The sequence below is a fragment of the Nonomuraea sp. H19 genome, from assembly GCF_052068215.1.
GTDB lineage: Bacteria > Actinomycetota > Actinomycetes > Streptosporangiales > Streptosporangiaceae > Nonomuraea.
Genome location: NZ_JBQHCV010000020.1, coordinates 1 through 18,194, shown reverse-complemented (window position 1 = coordinate 18,194; position 18,194 = coordinate 1). Strand labels below are relative to the sequence as shown.

19 protein-coding genes and 1 pseudogene are annotated in these 18,194 nt (G+C 70.0%); 7 read left to right on the top strand and 13 right to left on the bottom strand.

Annotated features, from left to right (window positions below; translation table 11 throughout):
- Positions 1-3 precede the first annotated feature (3 nt).
- The 11 genes and pseudogenes from ACTMTI_RS36400 to ACTMTI_RS36350 all read right to left on the bottom strand — a co-directional run.
- Positions 4-711: a GntR family transcriptional regulator gene (locus ACTMTI_RS36400; protein WP_441125232.1), complete on the bottom strand. Its 708-nt coding sequence runs from the start codon at positions 709-711 to the stop codon at positions 4-6.
- A 90-nt stretch (positions 712-801) separates the two neighbouring features.
- A complete protein-coding gene (locus ACTMTI_RS36395) occupies positions 802-1,890 on the bottom strand; it encodes a zinc-binding dehydrogenase (protein ID WP_441125231.1) in 1,089 nt (362 codons plus the stop codon).
- On the bottom strand, positions 1,887-2,735 hold the full coding sequence (locus ACTMTI_RS36390; RefSeq protein ID WP_441125230.1) for an SDR family NAD(P)-dependent oxidoreductase: 849 nt from the start codon (positions 2,733-2,735) through the stop codon (positions 1,887-1,889). The genes ACTMTI_RS36395 and ACTMTI_RS36390 overlap by 4 nt, the downstream gene beginning before the upstream one ends.
- Positions 2,736-2,745: 10 nt before the next feature.
- Entirely contained in the window at positions 2,746-2,892 is a 147-nt protein-coding gene (locus ACTMTI_RS36385) for a hypothetical protein (RefSeq protein ID WP_441125229.1), read from the bottom strand.
- The gene (locus ACTMTI_RS36380; RefSeq protein ID WP_441125228.1) at positions 2,889-3,641 is read right to left on the bottom strand and encodes a carboxymuconolactone decarboxylase family protein; all 753 of its coding nucleotides are present in this window, start codon (positions 3,639-3,641) and stop codon (positions 2,889-2,891) included. The genes ACTMTI_RS36385 and ACTMTI_RS36380 overlap by 4 nt, the downstream gene beginning before the upstream one ends.
- Positions 3,638-4,537, bottom strand: a complete 900-nt coding sequence (locus ACTMTI_RS36375) for an NAD(P)-dependent oxidoreductase (RefSeq protein ID WP_441125227.1) — start codon at positions 4,535-4,537, stop codon at positions 3,638-3,640. The genes ACTMTI_RS36380 and ACTMTI_RS36375 overlap by 4 nt, the downstream gene beginning before the upstream one ends.
- A complete protein-coding gene (locus ACTMTI_RS36370) occupies positions 4,530-4,928 on the bottom strand; it encodes a carboxymuconolactone decarboxylase family protein (RefSeq protein ID WP_441125226.1) in 399 nt (132 codons plus the stop codon). The genes ACTMTI_RS36375 and ACTMTI_RS36370 overlap by 8 nt, the downstream gene beginning before the upstream one ends.
- A gap of 4 nt (positions 4,929-4,932) precedes the next feature.
- On the bottom strand, positions 4,933-5,331 hold the full coding sequence (locus ACTMTI_RS36365) for a cupin domain-containing protein (protein ID WP_441125225.1): 399 nt from the start codon (positions 5,329-5,331) through the stop codon (positions 4,933-4,935).
- On the bottom strand, positions 5,328-6,254 hold the full coding sequence (locus ACTMTI_RS36360) for an NAD(P)-dependent oxidoreductase (RefSeq protein WP_441125224.1): 927 nt from the start codon (positions 6,252-6,254) through the stop codon (positions 5,328-5,330). Before ACTMTI_RS36360 ends, ACTMTI_RS36365 begins: the two co-directional genes overlap by 4 nt.
- A complete protein-coding gene (locus ACTMTI_RS36355) occupies positions 6,251-6,520 on the bottom strand; it encodes a hypothetical protein (RefSeq protein WP_441125434.1) in 270 nt (89 codons plus the stop codon). The genes ACTMTI_RS36360 and ACTMTI_RS36355 overlap by 4 nt, the downstream gene beginning before the upstream one ends.
- A gap of 250 nt (positions 6,521-6,770) precedes the next feature.
- Positions 6,771-6,950 (bottom strand): annotated as a pseudogene (locus ACTMTI_RS36350) (MBL fold metallo-hydrolase); the annotation flags it as partial.
- A 366-nt stretch (positions 6,951-7,316) separates the two neighbouring features.
- Between ACTMTI_RS36350 and ACTMTI_RS36345 the strand changes: the two are divergent.
- From ACTMTI_RS36345 to ACTMTI_RS36330, 4 genes are all read left to right on the top strand, one after another.
- On the top strand, positions 7,317-8,273 hold the full coding sequence (locus tag ACTMTI_RS36345; protein ID WP_441125223.1) for a hypothetical protein: 957 nt from the start codon (positions 7,317-7,319) through the stop codon (positions 8,271-8,273).
- Positions 8,274-8,365: 92 nt separating this feature from the next.
- The gene (locus tag ACTMTI_RS36340; protein WP_441125222.1) at positions 8,366-9,442 is read left to right on the top strand and encodes a maleylacetate reductase; all 1,077 of its coding nucleotides are present in this window, start codon (positions 8,366-8,368) and stop codon (positions 9,440-9,442) included.
- Between the two features lies 1 nt (position 9,443).
- Positions 9,444-10,193, top strand: coding sequence for an alpha/beta hydrolase (locus ACTMTI_RS36335; protein WP_441125221.1), 750 nt, complete (start codon positions 9,444-9,446; stop codon positions 10,191-10,193).
- A complete protein-coding gene (locus ACTMTI_RS36330) occupies positions 10,190-11,455 on the top strand; it encodes an Nramp family divalent metal transporter (RefSeq protein ID WP_441125220.1) in 1,266 nt (421 codons plus the stop codon). Before ACTMTI_RS36335 ends, ACTMTI_RS36330 begins: the two co-directional genes overlap by 4 nt.
- A 65-nt stretch (positions 11,456-11,520) precedes the next feature.
- Here the strand turns inward: ACTMTI_RS36330 and ACTMTI_RS36325 are convergent, their stop codons facing one another.
- Complete coding sequence (locus ACTMTI_RS36325; RefSeq protein WP_441125219.1) at positions 11,521-14,736, bottom strand: BTAD domain-containing putative transcriptional regulator; 3,216 nt, start codon at positions 14,734-14,736, stop codon at positions 11,521-11,523.
- A gap of 75 nt (positions 14,737-14,811) precedes the next feature.
- Between ACTMTI_RS36325 and ACTMTI_RS36320 the strand changes: the two genes are divergently transcribed.
- Positions 14,812-15,693, top strand: coding sequence for an NAD(P)-dependent oxidoreductase (locus ACTMTI_RS36320; RefSeq protein ID WP_441125218.1), 882 nt, complete (start codon positions 14,812-14,814; stop codon positions 15,691-15,693).
- Positions 15,694-15,726: 33 nt separating this feature from the next.
- Here ACTMTI_RS36320 and ACTMTI_RS36315 read toward each other — a convergent pair whose 3' ends face one another.
- Positions 15,727-15,939 carry a hypothetical protein gene (locus ACTMTI_RS36315; protein ID WP_441125217.1) on the bottom strand — a complete coding sequence of 71 codons (213 nt, stop codon included), beginning with the start codon at positions 15,937-15,939 and terminating at the stop codon, positions 15,727-15,729.
- Positions 15,940-16,588: 649 nt separating this feature from the next.
- Here ACTMTI_RS36315 and ACTMTI_RS36310 point away from each other — a divergent pair.
- Positions 16,589-16,792 carry a hypothetical protein gene (locus ACTMTI_RS36310; RefSeq protein WP_441125216.1) on the top strand — a complete coding sequence of 68 codons (204 nt, stop codon included), beginning with the start codon at positions 16,589-16,591 and terminating at the stop codon, positions 16,790-16,792.
- 574 nt (positions 16,793-17,366) lie between these two features.
- Entirely contained in the window at positions 17,367-17,657 is a 291-nt protein-coding gene (locus ACTMTI_RS36305) for a hypothetical protein (RefSeq protein WP_441125215.1), read from the top strand.
- The last annotated feature ends 537 nt before the right edge of the window (positions 17,658-18,194 follow it).

Here is an 18,194-nt window from a genome sequence, read left to right as displayed (position 1 = left end):
GCCTTACTGGTCCGTCGTCTCCTTCAGGTTCTCCAGGGCATTGGCGGCGGTGCGCCGCATGTGCTTGGCGTAGACCTCGGCCGCGGTGTCCGCGTCCCGCTCCCGGATGGCCGCGACGATGTCGCGCAGCTCCTGGGTAGCCTCGGCGTGGCTCGTCGACATGGCCTTGACCCGCAGCACCCGCACCTTGGCCTGGACGCCTTCCACGAGCTGCCTCAGCACCTCGCTGCCGGCGCCCTCCAGCAGGATGTGGTTGAAGTGGTCCTTCGCTTTCAGGATCTTGCGTAGCTCGACGGGATCCTCCGAGGCGACCTCGGCGAACCGCTCCGCCGCCGCCTCGAGGGCGTGCACCCGCGGGCGGGACGCCTTCTCGACGAACCGCCGTACCAGCAGGCTCTCCAACGCGATCCGGACTTCGTAGAGATCGCGGGCATCGTCCGGGGTGGGCGCCGCGACCACGGCGCCCCTCTGTGGCACGACCGCGATCAGGCCCTCGGAGGTCAGCTCCCGAAGTGCCTCACGGACGGTCGTGCGGGAGACGTTGAGCTGCTCGACCAGCTCCCGCTCGACCAGACGCTGGCCCGGCTGGAGACGGAAATCCAGGATGGCCTCTCGCAGGGCGGTGATGACCTGCTCACGCAACGGTGCGGCGACCCGGCCGACCGGGCTCGTGGTCCAGGCCGAGGCGAGCGAGTTCGAGTTCGCGGACATGAGCATCCCACCTTGCCTGGTCACATTAATGTCATACGATCATACACAGCGGTCCTGCGCATTGAGCAGGAGCGAGGCGGCGATCGTCTGTCAGAAGACGAACACGCCCGAGAGGTCCTCAAGCCGTTCGGACCGCTCGAGCGTGGTGTTGATGTCGTCGAGCCGGTAGGAGGCGGTGATGATCGGCGCCGGGTCCAGCGCGCCGCGTTCCAGCAGCCGGATGTACGCCGGCAGGTCGCGCCGCATGCGGACGTTGCCGTTCTGCGTGCTGATCACCCGCCGGCTGTGCACCGCCAGCGGTATCTGCGGCAGCGTGACCTCCCCGGCGGCATCCTTCAGGCCGGACAGCACCACGGTGCCGGCCCGCCGGGAGATCTCCAGCGCCAATCGCTGGGCCGCGGCGGGCCCGGCGGCCTCGATCACCTTGTCGGCTCCTCGCCCCTGGGTGAGGCCTCGCACGGCCTCCAGCGCGTCCTCCGGGCGGACCGCCTGCGTGGCGCCGACCGACGTCGCCACCCGGCGGCGCTCCTCCTTCGGGTCGACCGCGACCACCTCACGGGCCCCGGCCAGGCGCGCCGCCTGGACCGCCCAGAGACCCACGTGTCCCGCGCCGACGACGGCGACCACTTCGTCGGGTCGCACGCGTGCGACGTTGAGTACGGCCCCGACCCCGGTGGTGATGCCGCACCCGAGGAGCGAGAGCACCTGCCACGGCAGGTCCGTCTCGACCGGGAAGGCCTGGTTCTGCGAGACGTTCATGATCTCGGCGTACCCGCCCACGCACCCGGCCGCGTTCACCAGGAGGCCGTCGGAGGTCCGCGCCACGTCCGGGTAGACGCCGCCGATGTCGAACAGCTCCGAGCACTGGTCCGGGCGGCCGATGCCGCAGTAGAAGCAGTGGCCGCACTCGGGCGTGCCCGGTACGACGACGCGCTGCCCCACCTCGATCCCGCGGACCAGGCTGCCGACCTCGACGACCTCACCGGTCGAGGCGTGACCCAGGATCGTCGGCGGGACCTTGCCGAGGCGGCCGTGGAAACTGGTCACGTCGGTCGAGCAGAACGGCGTCGCCTTCGTGCGTACCAGCACCCGGGTCGGCGCGAGATCGAGCAGTTCCACCGTCTCCACCGTGAAGGGGCGTTCGAAGCCTCGCAGCACGGCCGCGCGCATCGCCGTCATCGGACCGTCTCCGATCCCGTCCGGTGCCGCTCCAGGATCGCGTGGTCGGTCACCGAGACGTCCCAGAGACCCGCTCCGCCGCCGCGCCGGTTGGTGTTCTGCACGCTGGCGCCGCCATCGGCGGAGAGGATCGCGCCGGTGACGTAGCCGGCCTCGTCGCTGAGCAGCCACGCCACGGCCGCGGCCACCTCGTCGGGCCGGCCGGCGCGCCTCAGTGGCGAGGTGGCCGCGCGCCGGCGCATGTCCGCCATCCCCGCCTCGCCGAAGATCGGCGTGGGCACGATGCCCGGAGCGACGGCGTTCACCCGTACCCCGATGGGCCCTCCGTAGACGGCGGCGCCGTGCACCAGTCCCACCGTGCCGTGCTTGGAGGTGGTGTACGCCAGCAGGTCGTTGCTGCCGCGCAGGCCGGCGATGGAGGAGGTGATGACGATGGACCCGACGCTGCCGCGCTCGAGGTAGTGGCGGAACGCCGCCCGTACGCCGAGGAAGGGCCCCCGCAGGTTGACGGCCATCACCTTGTCCCACTCCTCGACGGACACGTCGACGAGGTCGGCCAGGGAGCCGGCGATCCCGGCGTTGAGATGGTGCAGGTCCACCCCGCCGAACGCGGCGACGGCAGCCTCCATGTACGCCTCGACGCCGGCCTCGGTGGTCACGTCCGCGCCGACGCCGATGGCCCGGCCGGGCACCGCGTCGGCGACCTCCTTGACGGCACTCTCGTCGAGGTCCACGGCGACCACCTTCACCCCCTCCTCGGTGAGCCGCCGCACCGTGGCCCGCCCGAGGCCGCCCGCGGCGCCGGTGACGACGGCGACCTTCCCCGCCAGTCCGCGCAGTGTCATGTCATTCGCCTCATGTCTGTCGAAAACCAGGATCCGTGCTGAGGTCCAGGATCGCCTCGCGCAGCAGGGCGACGACCTGCTCGCGCAGCGGGGCCGCCACGCGTCCCACGGGCTTGGCGTGCCAGGCCTGTAGGAGCGGGGCGGCCGGCGTTTTCATCGGCCCATCAGCTCCGCACGCAGCACCGGCAGGGCCTGCAGCGCGCTCTGCATGCCCATGACGCCGGCGATCTCCATGACCTCCAGCAGCTCGCCGATGGTGGCGCCGTAACCGAGGGCGTTGTCCATGTGCGCCTTCCACCCCTCCACGTAGAGATGGGTGGAGGCGCAGTCGAAGGCCGTGTAGATGAACTCCTTGACCTTGGGCTCCAGGCACCCGTGCTGCCACGACACCGACGAGAAGTCCGTGTAGGCCTCGAACATCTCCGGGTCGAGTTCGAGGATCTCGTCCCAGAACTCGTGCCAGTAGCCGCGGTTGGCCGTGAACCGCTCCTTCAGCTCGGTCTGGTACTCGTCGAGTTCGCCGGGCCCGTGGCGCAGACCGCGCTCCTCGAGGAGCTCCGCGAGCAACGGCACGCCGATGTTCATCGCATGGATCCCGACGGTCGTCGTGAGCTCGATGACCTCGACGATCTCGCCGGGGGTCGCACCGAGCTCGAGCGCCCGGCGGATGTGCCGGCGCACGCCGGGGGCGTACATGTGCGTGGCCGCCGCGTCGACCGCCAGATAGACCAGCTCGCGGGTCTTCGGGTCGAGGTGGCCCTTCCGCTGCGGCACACTGGCCAGCCGCACGTACGCCGCGAGAAGCCGCGGCGCGAGCTCGAGGACCGCCTCCCACGACTCGTCCCACTCGCCGTGCAGCTCGATGACGGCGTCCCTGAGCTCCTGTGACGGCCCACTCGTGCTCATTTCGTCACCGGCTGCCGGTCGGCGGTCCGCTCGAACGTCCACCGTGCTATCTCGGTGTGGTCGGCGGTCTCCGGCAGGTCCTCCAGGGCGCGCTCCCAGACGGCCACGGCGCTCTCCGCGAGCGGGCCGGCGACGCCGAGCCGGCGAGCCAGATGGACGGCGATGCGCATGTCCTTGACCATGAGGTTCATGCCGAAGCCTGAGTCGTAGGTGCCCGGCAGCACGAAGTTCGGGAACTTGTTGTCGGTCGACCCGCTGCGGCCGCTGGCCGCGTTGATCAGCTCGACCATGATCGCGGGGTCGAGCCCGAACCGCTCGCCGGCCAGCACTCCCTCCGCGGTTGCCAGCAGGTGCGTGGCCGAGAGCAGGTTGTTGATGGCCTTGAGCGCGTGCCCGGCACCCACCGGGCCGGCGCGCCGGACGGTGCCCATGGTCTCCAGCAGCGCGGCGAGCCGATCGACGTCGCCGGCCGCGCCACCGACCATGATCGTGAGCGTGCCGTTCTGGGCGCCCTCGACCCCTCCGGAGACCGGTGCGTCCACAAGGGTGATGTCCCGGTTCGCGAGGCCGTTCGCCAGACGTCTGGTGGACAGCGGGTCGGAGGAGCTCATGTCCAGGACCGTGCTGCCCGCTGCCAGGGCCTCGCCGACCGCCGGGTCGCCGAGCACCGCCTCGACCGCCTGGCTGCTGGGCAGCATGAGGATGACGACGTCGGCGCCGCGGACCGCTTCGGCCGCGGTTTCGACGGTACGGGCGCCGCCGGCGGCCACCGCGGCACGGGCACCCGGACTCAGGTCGAACCCGGTCACGGCGTACCCGGCGCGGAGCAGGCGCAATGACATCGGCGCACCCATGTTGCCCAGGCCGATGAAGGCGACCGAGGATGGCTCAGACATCGCCTGTGACCTCACCGATCACCCGCTCGGCGACGCGGAAGGACTCCAGCGCCGCCGGGACGCCGACGTAGATGGCCGCTTGGAGGAGCACCTCCTGGATCTCCTCGACTGTCACCCCGTTCGTGAGGGCTCCCTTGACGTGGGCGCCGAGCTCGTGGTTGCGGTTGAGCGCGGTCAGCATGGCGAGGTTGAGCAGGCTGCGCGTACGCGGCTCCAGCCCGGAGCGGTTCCACACCACGCCCCAGCAATATTCGGTGACCAGCTCCTGGATCGGGCGCGAGAACTCGCTGGCCTGGGCCAGTGAGCGTTCGACGTGCTCGGCGCCGAGCACGGCCTTGCGCATCGCCAGACCGGCCTCGTAGGTGTCGCGGTGGGTGATGTCGGTCGTCATGGGCTCATTCCTCTTCGGAGACGGGCGCGGTGTACTGCTCCGCACTGACCTCCTCGGCCCAGGAGGTCGTCCCGAGCGAGATGGCCGTGTGGGTCATGAAGGAGTCGGGGGCGGCGCCGTGCCAGTGCCGCTCGCCGGGTGGGCACCACACGGTGTCCCCGGCGCGCAGCAGGCGGACGCCGCCCTGCTCGGTCGCGATGTAGCCGCTCCCGCCCAGCACCTGAAGGATCTGGCCGTGCTCGTGGACGTGCCAGTACGTGCGGGCGCCGGGCGTGAAGGCGACAGTGTTGATGGTCACGCCGTCGGTGGCTGGCATGGTGAGGTAGGCGTGCACCGTGCCGGTGAACCGCGAGCCGGTCTTGGCGCCTGGGCCGTGCTGGGTGGTTCCGTGGATGAGCTTCACGACCTGTCCTTCCCGGCGTCGTACGCGCCGTCGTGGATGCGGATTCGCCCCGAGACGTCGCCGATCGCGTCGACGACGGTGTTGCTGATGTCGTCGGCGTAGCCCAGCTGGAGGGCGAGACCGAAGGAGGCCAGCGGGGCGGAGGAGTTGGGGCTCGCGACGCCGAGCCCCGTGACGAGGTCGACGTAGGCGAGGACGTCCTTCATCATCAGCGCGTTGGTCAGGCCGCCCTTGAGGTAGTCACCGTTGACGATCTTCGGGAACCTGTTCAGCGTCGCGAAGTTCACGCCCGAGCTCGTGTTGAGCACCTCGAGCAGCACCCGCAGATCGAGCCCGGCCTTGCGCCCGGCGACCATCACTTCGGCCGTCGCCGAGAGCGCGACGGCGTTGAGGAAGTTGTTGAGCAGCTTGGCGGTGTGCCCGGCCCCGGCGGATCCACAGTGGAAGACGTTGGCGGAGAACGCGAGGAGCAGTGGACGCACCCGCTCGAGGGTCGCCGGGTCGCCGCCGACCATGAGGGTGAGCGTCCCCTTCTCCGCCGCCGCGGCACCGCCCGAGATGCCGGCGTCGACCAGGGTGGCGCCCCGTTCGGCGAGCTGCTCGTGCAGGCGCACGGTGGAGGCGGGGGCGGAGGTGCTGAGGTCGATCACCACCTGACCCGCACGGGCGTTGGCGAGCACTCCGTCCCCGCCCAGCACGACCGACTCGACGACCTTGCTCTCCGGCAGCGAGAGGAGGACGACGTCGCACGCCCGCGCGACCTCGGCGACGGACGCCGCCGCCGTGGCGCCGCACGCGGTGACGTTGTCCGTACGCGGGTCATGGCCGAGGACGTCGTATCCGGCCGCCCCCAGGCAACGGGCGATCCGCCCGCCCATGTTGCCGAGGCCGATGAAGCCCACCGGCGGGTTCGTGCTCGTCATGCCGCTGTTTCCCCTCCTGGGCCGCCGATCACCGCGACGAACTCCCCCATCGGGCCGTCGAGCCGACGGTGGCGGTCGAGGACGGCCGGGTCGTGGCCGGGGACGAGGATCGCGTCACGATCGGCGATGAGCTGGTTCATGTAGTCGAAGCCCCGATACATCGCCTCGAGGTCGGCGACGACGAGGAACGGCAGGTCGCGCTCGAGCTCCTCGTAGTAGTGCGTGGCGTCGGAGGCGAGCAGCACGAGGCCTTCGCTGGTGTTCACGGAGGATCGCCTGCCCCGGCGAGTGGCCGCCGAGCTCGATCATCTCCACACCCGGCGCGATCTGTTCGTGGCCGCGGTGGAACGCCATGCGGCCCTGCTCGCGGACCGCCCGCAGGTGGTCGATCTCGGTCTGCTCGATGGTGTGGTGGAACTGGAAGCGCCGCGCGCAGTCGCCGGTCCAGAAGTCGTACTCCGTCCGCGGCACGATCACCTTCGAGTCCGCGAACAGGTCCACGTTGCCCACGTGGTCGTAGTGGGCGTGGGTGAGGACCACGGTGGCCTCCGCCGGCTCGACGCCCAGGCGGCGGAACGCCTCTCCGGGATGGATGAGGTGGCCCCGCTGCCGGTTGCGCCCGCCGAGCTCGCTGTAGCCGGTGTCGACGACGAGAGTCCGGTGTTGGTTCCGCACGACCCAGACGTAGTAGTCCATCCCGATGGGCGCATCCGGCTCGCCGTACAGGTGGTAGTTGAGGAAGACCACGCCGCGGGTCGTCGTGCGGGACGCGTAGCGCACGATCAGGACCTCGTACGTGTCGTCGGCGGGCGGATCGCTCACAGCATCCTCGTATGATTGTCGGACAGGAAAGCCGCGAGCCACGCTAGCGCAGCCGAGCTCGCAGGCGCAATGTATGACAATCGGCTTCCAGGCTTGGCTGCTTCTCCGCCATCTCGCTCTTCCCGCTTCTCTAAGATCTGCACTTGGGAGCATGTTGACCCGACGGTCGTATCGTATGACAATCGTACGAACTCGACGGAGCCTTCGCTCCGGCATGACCTGAGGAGGAGAACCGAGCACATGACCTATCTCGTCGGCTCCCACCACGTGACACTGTCCGTGGCCGGTGCCCAGGAGGATGTGGACTTCCACACCAAGGTCCTGGGTATGCGCTTCATCAAGAAGACGGTGCTGTACGACGGTTCCGCGCCGATCTACCACTTCTACTACTCCAACGCGAACGGCGACCCGTCGTCCGTGGTGACGACGTTCCCGTTCGCCCAGGCCGGGGCGTACGGCAAGCGCGGCACCAACCAGGCGCGTGAGGTTCTCCTCTCGGTACCGGCCGGCTCGCTCGACTACTGGGCGAAGCGGCTGGGCGAGCACGACGTCGAGAACAAGCGCTTCGAGGCCTTCGGCCGTGGCCGGATCGCCTTCCACCACCCGTCCGGCCTCGAGTACGTCCTGGTCGGGAACGAGGACGACCCGCGCGAGGGCTTCACCGGCAGCGGCGTGTCCGCCGAGGCCGCGATCCACGGCATCCACGGCATCGGCATCCACGTGTACGACCAGGACCGCATGGTCGACTTCGCGAACGACGCGTTCTTCTCCCAGGAAAAGATCGAGGAGGAGGGCGACATCGCCTGCTTCCAGGTCGGGACGCAGGGATACGGCAACTTCGTCGAGCTGCGCGGGAACCGGACCGACGACCAGGGCACGTGGACCTTCGGCGCCGGCACCTATCACCACTTCGCCTGGAACCTCGACACGCTGGAGAACCAGGCCGCGGTGCGGTTCGACATCGAGGGCGCCGGCTACACCGACATCTCGGAGTTGAAGAACCGCACCTACTTCAAGTCCCACTACGTACGGACCCCGGGCGGGGCCTTGTTCGAGCTGGCGGTCACCGACGACGAGGGCGGCTGGGACTGCGACGAGCCGGCCGAGGAACTCGGCAAGAACTTCATGCTGCCGCCGCAGTTCGAGAGCGAGCGGGAGAGCATCCTCGCGCGACTGGAGCCGGTGACGACCGACTGACCTTCGTGCTCATGGCGTCCCTCAAGTCGTGGAGCGAGGGGCGCCGTGATCACGGAAGGGACCCCCAGCCCACCCCGCACCAGGAGCGAACAGTGAGCCTCACCTTCGAGAACGTCACGCTCGGGCAGCGCGTGCTTTTCGGGTACGGCCGTGCCGCCCGAAACCTCGGCGCGGAGGTCGACCGCCTGTGCGCCCGCCGGGTCATGGTGATCGCCGCGCCACCCGAGGCCGAGATCGCCGACCGTGTCACCACCGGCCTTCCGGTCGTGCTCCGGCACAGCGACGTACGGCCCCACGTGCCCGTGGAGAAGGCCGAGGCCGCCCGGGCCGCCGCGGCCGGATGCGGAGCCGACCTTCTCGTCTGCGTGGGCGGCGGGTCCACGACCGGGCTGGCCAAGGCGGTGGCGCTGACGACGCGGCTGCCGATCGTCGCCGTCCCCACGACGTACGCCGGGTCCGAGGCCACCAACGTCTGGGGGCTCACCGAGGCCTCCCGCAAGACCACGGGAGTGGACGACGCGGTCCTCCCGGTGACCGTGGTGTACGACTCCGAGCTGACCATGTCACTGCCGGTCGGCCTCTCGGTGGCCTCCGGGCTCAACGCCGCCGCGCACTGCGTCGACTCCATGTGGGCCCCGCGCACCAACCCCATCAATCAGGCCTTCGCAATGGAGGGCCTGCGCGCCGTGGTGGACGGGCTGCGCCGCATCGCCCGCCGGCCGGACGGCGTCGACGGGCGGGACGCCGCGCTGTACGGCTGCTACCTGTCCGGGGTGGCCTTCACCTCCGCGGGGTCGGGCCTGCACCACAAGATCTGTCATGTGCTGGGCGGGGCGTACGACCTGCCGCACGCGCAGACCCACGCCACCGTGCTCCCCTACGTGCTGGAGCTCAACGCGCGGGGCGCCCCGGACGCCGCGCGCCGCATCGCCACCGCCCTGGGCAGTGCCACGCCGGTGGCGGGCTTGAACGCGCTTCGCGAGGAACTCGACGCCCCGCGCGCGCTGGCCGACTACGGCATGCGACGCGAGGACATCCCCGAGGCGGCCCGGCTGGTGTTGCCGTACGTGCCGGCGGACAACCCCGTGCCGGTGGGGATCGAAGAGCTCACCGACATGCTCACGCGCGCCTGGGCCGGCGAGCCCGCGCAGGACCGGGAGGTCGACTGACATGGACACAACGGCTTTCACCGTCGCGCCCGCGAACCCGCACCTGGCCGCCCCGCCGGTGTCACACGGGGCGCGGCTGACCGAGGCAGGTCTGGTCGTCTACGCGGTGCACGGGCGGGGCCAGGGCCCGCGCTTCATGGTCGAGCAGGCCGACCGCGTCAACCTCCCGGGGGTGGCATGGGTGGCGCCGCAGGCGGACAGCGACACGTGGTATCCGCAGAGCTTCCTCGCGGCGATCGAGCAGAACCAGCCGCGACTTGACCACGCTCTCAACACGGTGCGGACCCACCTCGCCGACCTCGGCCGGATGGGCTGGGCGCCGCGGGACGTGGTCCTGTTCGGCTTCTCGCAGGGGGCCTGCCTGCTCGCGGAGTACCTGCTACGGGAGCAGCCGTCATGTGCCGGCGTCTTTCTCCACACCGGCGGATACCTCGGTCCGGAGGCCAGGCCCTGGGCTGCCGTCCCGGGAAGCGGCCTGCCCGGCACCGAGGCCGTGCTGCTGTGCGCCGAGGATGACGAGTTCGTCCCACTCGCCCGGGTTGAGAAGACCGCCGGCGCCCTGGCGTCCTTGGGCGCGCGGATCGAGCTGACCACGTACGACGACCCGCTGCACCACCTCAACGAGGACTCGATCGTGCGCCTTCGCCGGATGTTGCGAAAGCGCCTGCTCGAACGCGTCGAGGTCGTCACGGAGCCGGTCCCCGCCGAACTCGACGGTCCGGACCCCGAACGGCAGGAGGCTCACGGATGAGCACTGGCACGTACGCGTCACCCGCGCCCGCCGCCGGCCAGGCCGCACGCCGGCCCGTACGGCGTGGCCTCACGTTCTTCGGCCCGGCCTTCGTGGCCGCCGTCGCCTACGTCGACCCAGGCAACTTCGCCACGAACGTCCAGGCGGGGGCGCGCCACGGTTACCTGCTCGCGTGGGTGCTGGTGTCCGCCTGCCTGGTCGCCATGTTCGTGCAGTATCTGTCGGCCAAGACGGGTCTGGCCACCGGCCGTGACCTCCCGACGCTGTGCCGGGACACCTTCCGCCGCCCCGTCGTCCTCGGCCTGTGGGCGCAGGCCGAGGTCGTGGCCATGGCGACCGACCTCGCCGAGTTCGTCGGCGCGGCGATCGGACTCAACCTGCTCTTCGGGATCCCCATGCTCCCTGCGGCACTGATCACCGCGGTGGTCAGCTTCGCGATCCTCGCCCTCCAACGACGCGGCTACCGTCCCTTCGAGCTCGCCATCGTCTTCCTGCTCGGAGTGATCGCCTTCGGGTTCCTCTACACCCTCGTCGCCGCGGGTGGCCAGTCCGCTTCCGCCCTGGCGTCCGGGATGGTGCCCGCATTCGCCGGGATCGACTCCGTGGTACTGGCGATCGGCATCATCGGAGCAACCGTCATGCCACACGTCATCTACCTGCACTCCGCCCTCACCGCCGACCGCCCGACACCAGACGGGCCGGCCGAGCGACAGCGCGCCCTGCGGGTGCTTCGCGCCGACACCACATTGGGCCTCGGCATGGCGGGGCTCATCAACCTGTCCATGCTGTGCGTGGCGGCCGCCGTCTTCTACGGGGCAGGTGGGGGCTTCGACGGCAGCCTCGACGGCGCACACAAGGGTTTCGCCCAGCTCGTCGGCGGCGGTGCCGCACTGGCGTTCGCCGCGGCGCTTCTTGCCTCGGGGCTCTCCTCCTCCGGCGTGGGCACCTACTCCGGCCAGGTCATCATGCAGGGCTTCCTGCGCCGGCGCATCCCCCTGTTCGTCCGCCGCAGCATCACCATGGCGCCCGCGCTGGCGGTCATCGGCCTGGGCGTGCCACCGGACACCGTGCTGCTGCTCTCGCAGGTGGTGCTCTCGTTCGGGATCCCGTTCGCCCTGATCCCGCTCGTGCTGATCAGCCGCCGCCGCGATCTCATGGGCGATCTGGTCAACCGGCCCGTGACCACCTTTGTGGGCGCCGTGGCAGCAGCTCTCATCTCAGGCGTCAACATGTACCTGCTGCACCAGCTCATCCTCGCCTGAAGCGAGGCGCATCGGGGCGGCGGCGCGAGTCCGCGGCCCACGGTAAGCGCGCCGGCCGGCTCCCCCTATGGCCGGCCGGAAACGCGATCCTGAAGTGCATCGGCCATCGAGGCGCCCCCCGGCCAACGCAGAGAAGTGCCCTGCTCGAAGGCGTGGTCGTACGCGTCCGGCGTCAGGCCGGCACGGACGGCCTCGGTGATGCGGTCGACGTCGCCGCGTTCGGCCGCGGGGAGCGGCGTGCGGACCGCGTCGCGGGCCGCGGCGGCCGCGCCGAGCAGCCGGGCGGCTTGCGCATGGGCGCCCGCGAGCGCCTCGGCTCCGGCCAGGCCCTCGAAGGCGAGGGCGAGCGCGCGCGGGTCGCCGGTGCGGCCGGCGTGGTCGAGTCCCTCCCGGTGGAGTTTGCGGGCGGTGTCGGCGTCTCCGCGCTGTTCGGCGATGAAGCCGAGCTCGGCCAAGATGAACGCCACTCCGTGGTCGCTTTCCCACCTGCGGCACCAGTCGAGCCAGGCGTGAAAGTGGGTCTCGGCGTCGTCCAGCCTGCCTTGGCGGCGGGCCACGATCCCCAGGCCGACCTCGGCGAATTCCTCGCCACGCTGGTAGGCGTGCGCCGCGGCCAGCCGCCTGGCGCGTTCGTGGAGCTCCTCGGCGCGGTCGAGGTCGCCGGTGAGCACGGCGGTGCGGCCGAGGCGCGCCAGCATCTTGGACGCGTCGTTCCACAGTTCGAGGTCGTGAGCGAGCCGATGGCCTTCCTGGCGCAGGTGTTCGGCCGCACCGTAGTCGCCGGTCATCTCGGCCAGATCCCCGAGGATGTAGTCGGCCTGCAACCGGCCCCATCCGTCGCCGAGTTCCTCAAACAGTGCCTTCGCCTGCCGGGCGTCCGCGCGTGCCTGGTCCTGCCGGCCCTGGTAGAGGAGGGCTTCGGCGCGTACCGACAGCGCAGCGGCGGCACCCCAGCGGTCCCCCAGGGCGTCGAAGCCGGCATGCGCCCGGTCGGCGAGGTCGAGGGCCGCCGCGGGATCGCCGAACCCGGCCCTGCCCAACGCGAGGAACCACCAGGCGCGGGCCCGTCCTGCCGGATCCTCGACGGTTTCGTACAGCTTCAGCACGGCCTGGCTGTCGGTCTCGCACGTGTCGAGCAGGAGCTGCGACATGCCCGCCCGCCAGGCCCGGGCGGCCGCCTTCCGCTCCGGGGTGCCGCCGGCCGACAGCGCGAGGTCGAGCGAGCGGCGCGCCTCGGCGAACCGGCCGCGCAGGAACCAGAACCACGCCAGCGCGTTGACCAGCCGCAGCGCCGCATCGGCGAAGCCGCTCCGCACGGCGTGCGCGAGGGCGGCGCGGACGTTGGCGGCCTCGGCCTCCAGCCGTTCCAGCCATTGCCGCTGCCGGCGGCCCCGGAGCCGGGCGTCGGCGTGCTCGGCGAAGTCGGCGTAATAGGCGAGGTGGCGCTCGCGCGTTCGCGGGTCCTCGTCGTCGTCCGCCTCGGCCAGCCGCTCCGTGCCATAGGCCGCGACCGACTCCAGCAGCCGATAGCGGCCATTGTGCTGAACGACCAGCGACCGGTCGACCAGCCGTCCGAGCAGGTCGAGGACGTCGTCGCGGCGCACCGGCCCGTCGGCGCACACCGCCTCGGCGGCCTCCAGCGTGCAGCCGTCGGCGCATGCGGCCAGGCGGCGCAGCACGATCTGTTCCGGCTCGCTGAGCAGGCCCCAGCTCCAGTCGATGGTCGCGCGCAGCGTGCGCTGTCGTGCCGGCGCGGCGCGCAGGGTCGCCGTGAGCACCCGGAAGCGGTCGTCGAGCCGGGCGGCGAGGTCGGCCACCGGCATGAGGCGCACGCGGGCGGCGGCCATCTCCAGCGCGAGCGGGATGCCGTCGAGGCGGCGGCAGATCGTGGCGACGGCCTCCGCGTTGTCCGGTTGGAGGCGGAATTCGGGGGATGCGGCGGTGGCGCGGGCGACGAAGAGCCGCACCGCGTTCGACCGCTCCAGTTGCTCCGGTCGGTCCACGTCCGGGCCGGGCAGGTCCAAGGGCGCGACCGGCCACAGGCGTTCGCCGGCGACCGCGAGCGGCTCCTGGCTGGTCGCCAGGATCCGCAGGGCGGGCGCGGCGCGCAGCAGCCGTGCGGTCAGCTCGGCGACCGGCTCGACGACGTGCTCGCAATTGTCCAGCACCAGCAGCATGTCCCGGCCCGCGAGCGCGTCGGCGAGCTGGCCGGGCAGGGAGCGTGCGGGCGCGCGCAGGTCGTCCCGCAGGCCGAGCACCGCCGCGACGGTCTCGTGCACATCGGCCGCGGTATGTGCCGTGGCAAGCTCCACCAGCCAGGCGCCGTCCGGGAGTGTTTTGGTGCGGCGCACGGCCGCTTCCAATGCCAGCCGGGTCTTGCCGACCCCGCCGACCCCGGTCAGCGTGACCAGCCGCTCGGACGCCAGCAGCGTGTCGATCCTGCGCACCTCCTCGGTGCGGCCGATCAGGTCCGTCAGCGGCGCGGGCAGGTTGCCGCGCGGCCGGGCCTCGGGCGCTGCGGCGGGGGCGAGGGCCGCATCCTGCCGCAGAATGGCCTCGTGCAGCTCGGCCAGCGCGCGGCCGGGGTCGAGACCGAGGTCGTCGCGCAGCCGGTCGCGTAACTCGCCGAGACTGGCCAGCGCCTCGTCCTGCCGGCCCGCCAGGTAGAGGGCGCGGACATGCGCCGCCCGCAGCCGCTCGCGCAGCGGATGCGCGGCGACGAGTTCGCTCAGCTCGCCCGCCAGCAGCGTGTGCTCGCCGAGTTCGAGCCGCGCCTCGGCGAGCTCTTCGAGCGCGGCCAAGCGCTGCTCTTCAAGCCGCCGGGCTTCGGCGCGTACGAACTCCTCATCGGCGTGGCCGGCGAACGCCGTCGCGCCCCGCCACAGCCCTGCCGCCGCGCCGAGCAGTCGAGCCTTGGCGCGCGGGTCGCCGGTGACGGCCTGGGCGCGGCGCAGCAACGCCTCGAAGCGTCCGGCGTCGACCGCGTCGTCGTCCACCCGCAGCACGTACCCCGGCGCCTGGGAATCGATCAGGTCGCGGCCGCCCGGCTCGGCCTCTTCGAAGGTACGCCGCAGCAGGGAGACCTTGGACCGCAGCGTGCGGACATCGTTCACCGGGGGCGCGTCGCCCCACAGCGCGTCGATGAGCCGGTCCACCGAGACGGCCCGGCCCCGGTGCACCAGCAGCGCCGTCAGGAGGGTGCGGATCCTGGTCTCGCGAACCCGGACCTGCCGCCCGTCCGACGTCCATACCTCCAGGGGACCCAGCACTCCGAAGCGCACCCCGCCACGTTACCCACAACCTCGCCGCAACCTTTCCGGAGACCGATCGGAACCTCCCTCCCGCACAGTCGGACCATGACCAACACGCTGAACACCGATCTTGGCAACGCACCCGTCACCGTCATCGGCCTGGGCCTGATGGGCAAGGCCCTCGCCGCCGCCTTCGTCAAGGCCGGCCATCCGACGACGGTGTGGAACCGCACGCCCGGCAAGGCGGACGAGCTGATCGCCCAAGGAGCCGTGCTCGCGCCGTCCGCGGCCGACGCCCTCCGGGCGAGTTCCCTGGTCGTCGTCTGCCTCACTGACGCCGCCGCGGTACGCCAGACGCTCGGCCCGCACCGGGCCGACCTCGCCGGCCGGACCCTCGTCAACCTGACCTCCGGGACCTCCGACGAGGCCCGCGAGCTGTCGGCGTGGACCGGCGACTACCTCGACGGTGCCATCATGGCGATCCCCGACGTGATCGGCCACCCGGAAGCGTTCCTGCTGTTCAGCGGCTCGCCGGAGGCGTTCGAGCAGCACCGCGACAGCCTCAACCGGCTCGGCACCGCGACCTTCTTCGGCGCGGACCCTGGCCTGGCGTCCCTGTACGACGTAGCCCTGCTCGGAATCATGTGGGGCACGCTCAACGCATTCCTGCACGGAGCCGCGCTGCTGGGTGCGGCCAAGGTCGACGCGAGCACCTTCGCACCGTTCGCCAACCAGTGGGTCGCCAGCGTGACCGGGTTCATCAGCGCCTACGCCGACCAGATCGACCGCGGCGCCTACCCGGCCGAGGACGCCGCCTTGGAGACGCATCTGGCCACCATGAAATACCTGGTGCGCGAGAGCGCGGCCGCCGGCATCGACACCGACTGGCCCGCCCGCATCCAGGCCCTGACCGAGCGCGCCATCAACGCGGGCCAGGCCGGCACCAGCTACGCCAGCCTCATCGAGGTCTTCCGAGGCAAGGCCTAGCCGATGACGACCGGCCGCGCGGCCACAACCGGTTCACCGGCCGGACGGCGGCCCTTTGGGGGTGTGAAGGCGGTCCAGCACGGTCGCCGCATCAGGGGGTGGTCGCCCCACCAGGTGTTTCAGCATCCGCGAATAGACGGCCCGGCGTATGCGCTCCCTGAGGCCGTCGAGACGGAGGCGCTGCGGGTGCTTCACCTGAACCCGCTTCTTGACGACCTGAGGCTGGTGCGTCTGGACGTACTCCACGCGATTCCTCTGCTGCGAAACCGGTCTCCTCTGCTGCGTGGCCGGTCGTTTGAGCTGCCGAGCGGGTGCCCGGTTCGGCGCGGCGACCGGCGCCCGCTGAACCGGCCTTGGCGTAGGAGTGGAAGAAAGAGCCGAACGTGTTGGAGCCGGTTTCGCAGCAAGGGGTTGGATACTAGGACGAGCAGTTTGTGCGGCATGCCCAGCGGAATAGCCGACACCGGCGCCGAATCCCACGGCAGCGGCGAATGCGAGCGCCATATGGAGCGGCCCACGGGCTCGCTTGGGGTTGGATGGTGCACTACGGATGAACGCGGACGGTGGATAGTCACACATCTTCGGCCCCCCGAGATCATGAACTCCCTGTGAGTTGACGATCACCTACTGCTGATCGTTCCCAGATCTCGGCTCGCCTCCCAACTTGCTCCACCATGGCTCCATATGTTCTGCCAGCCTTGCCATCCGCGAGGCGACGAATCGGCGCGGAGTCGCGCCCAGGCGCTCATGAGCGCCGCACACTGCGGGTTCCGTTCCGCTCAAAAGGGTCGCCCCATGGGGAGATGTCCCCATGGGGCGATTACGCAAGCTGGACATAGCATCCAGCCTTGGCTAGACCTCCTTAGTCCTCCTGCTGCTGCTGCTGCTGCTGCTGTTGCTGTTGCTGTTGTTGCTGCTGCTGTTGCTGTTGCTGCTGTTGCTGCTGCTGCTGCTGCTGTTGCTGCTGCTGCTGTTGCTGCTGTTGCTGTTGTTGCTGCTGCTGCTGTTGCTGCTGGTGTCCCCTCCTAAAACACCTAGCGGGATTCCTGTGGAACCTGCAGGGATGAGTAGCAGGCTCTACGCGCTCTGTTGCGGCTGAAGCCGCCGGAGCGGCGATCGCGGACTGTGCGGGCATCGTCACTGGAGCGACGAGGGCAGCGGCTACCAGCGCACCCCCGGCTAGGGTTTCCTTGAACATGGAGACACTCCTCCATATTGTGATGAGCTTGCCCGATAACCAGAATGGCCGGGCTTAAGGAGCGCCGAATCGGTCCCGGGAACGCCGATCGGCGTATCGACCGGGGAGCCCATTGAATCGCGTTGCCTTACTGCGGTCGTTCAGCCGGCAATTCGCCATGGCAACACGCCAATGTGTTACTCCCAATAATCCACCTTAGCGAAGGCGCTCGGAGAGGTCACCCAGCCCCAGGCAAAGCCTGCTTTTCATTCGACGTGCAGCAGATGACGTCCTCGCGCAGGGGACTGCTCGAGATCACACACGCGCTCATCACCCGGAGCACGAGAGGGCTGAATACCGTAATGGGCTGCGCCTTCACCGATTGCTACGGCACGCATTCGACATGGGTCGCCCCATGGAGCTATGTCTCCATGGGGCGATTGCGCTAGCTGGACATAGCATCCAGCCTTTCTATGCCTCCTTAATCCTCCTGCTGTTGCTGCTGCTGTTGCTGTTGCTGCTGCTGCTGCTGTTGCTGTTGTTGCTGCTGTTGCTGTTGTTGCTGCTGTTGCTGTTGTTGCTGCTGTTGCTGTTGTTGCTGCTGTTGTTGCTGTTGTTGCTGCTGCTGCTGTTGCTGCTGCTGTTGTTGCTGTTGCTGTTGCTGCTGTTGCTGCTGCTGCTGCTGGCGCCTGCCCCGCAGGTTGTGATCGGAGGACTGCGGGTGATTCAGTCGCCGACATCTGGCTGGATTCGGGTGGAACCTGCACGGGTGTGCGACAGACATTGAGCGCTCTGTCGTCGTCTGAGCCGCCGGAGCGGCGACCGCGGACTGGGCCGGTATCGTCATCGGAGCGACGAGGGCAGCGGCGACCAGGGCGCCTCCGGCTAGAGTTTCCTTGAACATGGAGATACTCCAAACCGTGTGGTGTGGATTTGCCCGACGACCAGAATGGCCGGGCTCGAGAAGGGCCGGATCGGTTCCCAGGACCGCCGATCGGCGCATCGACCGGGGAGCCCATTGAATCGCGTTGCCTTACTGCGGTCGTTCAGCCGGCAATTCGCCATGGCAACCTGCCAATGGATACTCCCGACATAACACCCTAGTGAATGCGCCCCGGAGAGGTCACCCAGCTTCAGGCAAAGGCTGGCGTTTCATCGGTTTCACCTGCGCCGCCATCGTTTGCCGTATCTGTGGATTGAAGCGCGAACGCTTTCGCAGCGCGCGAATGGCAACGGCCCACGTCTAACCTCGATCTTTCTCGACCTTGAGCTGGTCGGCTGAGGGATTCGGCTGGAGGTCGTTTCCTCGCTGTGGTCAGCGTGG

Excerpts from the sequence above, each read along its gene's own strand:
- ACTMTI_RS36400 (WP_441125232.1), bottom strand. The coding sequence starts at position 711 with ATGTCCGCGAACTCGAACTCGCTCGCCTCGGCCTGGACCACGAGCCCG.
- ACTMTI_RS36395 (WP_441125231.1), bottom strand. The coding sequence starts at position 1,890 with ATGACGGCGATGCGCGCGGCCGTGCTGCGAGGCTTCGAACGCCCCTTC.
- ACTMTI_RS36390 (WP_441125230.1), bottom strand. The coding sequence starts at position 2,735 with ATGACACTGCGCGGACTGGCGGGGAAGGTCGCCGTCGTCACCGGCGCC.
- ACTMTI_RS36385 (WP_441125229.1), bottom strand. The coding sequence starts at position 2,892 with ATGAAAACGCCGGCCGCCCCGCTCCTACAGGCCTGGCACGCCAAGCCC.
- ACTMTI_RS36380 (WP_441125228.1), bottom strand. The coding sequence starts at position 3,641 with ATGAGCACGAGTGGGCCGTCACAGGAGCTCAGGGACGCCGTCATCGAG.
- ACTMTI_RS36375 (WP_441125227.1), bottom strand. The coding sequence starts at position 4,537 with ATGTCTGAGCCATCCTCGGTCGCCTTCATCGGCCTGGGCAACATGGGT.
- ACTMTI_RS36370 (WP_441125226.1), bottom strand. The coding sequence starts at position 4,928 with ATGACGACCGACATCACCCACCGCGACACCTACGAGGCCGGTCTGGCG.
- ACTMTI_RS36360 (WP_441125224.1), bottom strand. The coding sequence starts at position 6,254 with ATGACGAGCACGAACCCGCCGGTGGGCTTCATCGGCCTCGGCAACATG.
- ACTMTI_RS36345 (WP_441125223.1), top strand. The coding sequence starts at position 7,317 with ATGACCTATCTCGTCGGCTCCCACCACGTGACACTGTCCGTGGCCGGT.
- ACTMTI_RS36335 (WP_441125221.1), top strand. The coding sequence starts at position 9,444 with ATGGACACAACGGCTTTCACCGTCGCGCCCGCGAACCCGCACCTGGCC.
- ACTMTI_RS36330 (WP_441125220.1), top strand. The coding sequence starts at position 10,190 with ATGAGCACTGGCACGTACGCGTCACCCGCGCCCGCCGCCGGCCAGGCC.
- ACTMTI_RS36320 (WP_441125218.1), top strand. The coding sequence starts at position 14,812 with ATGACCAACACGCTGAACACCGATCTTGGCAACGCACCCGTCACCGTC.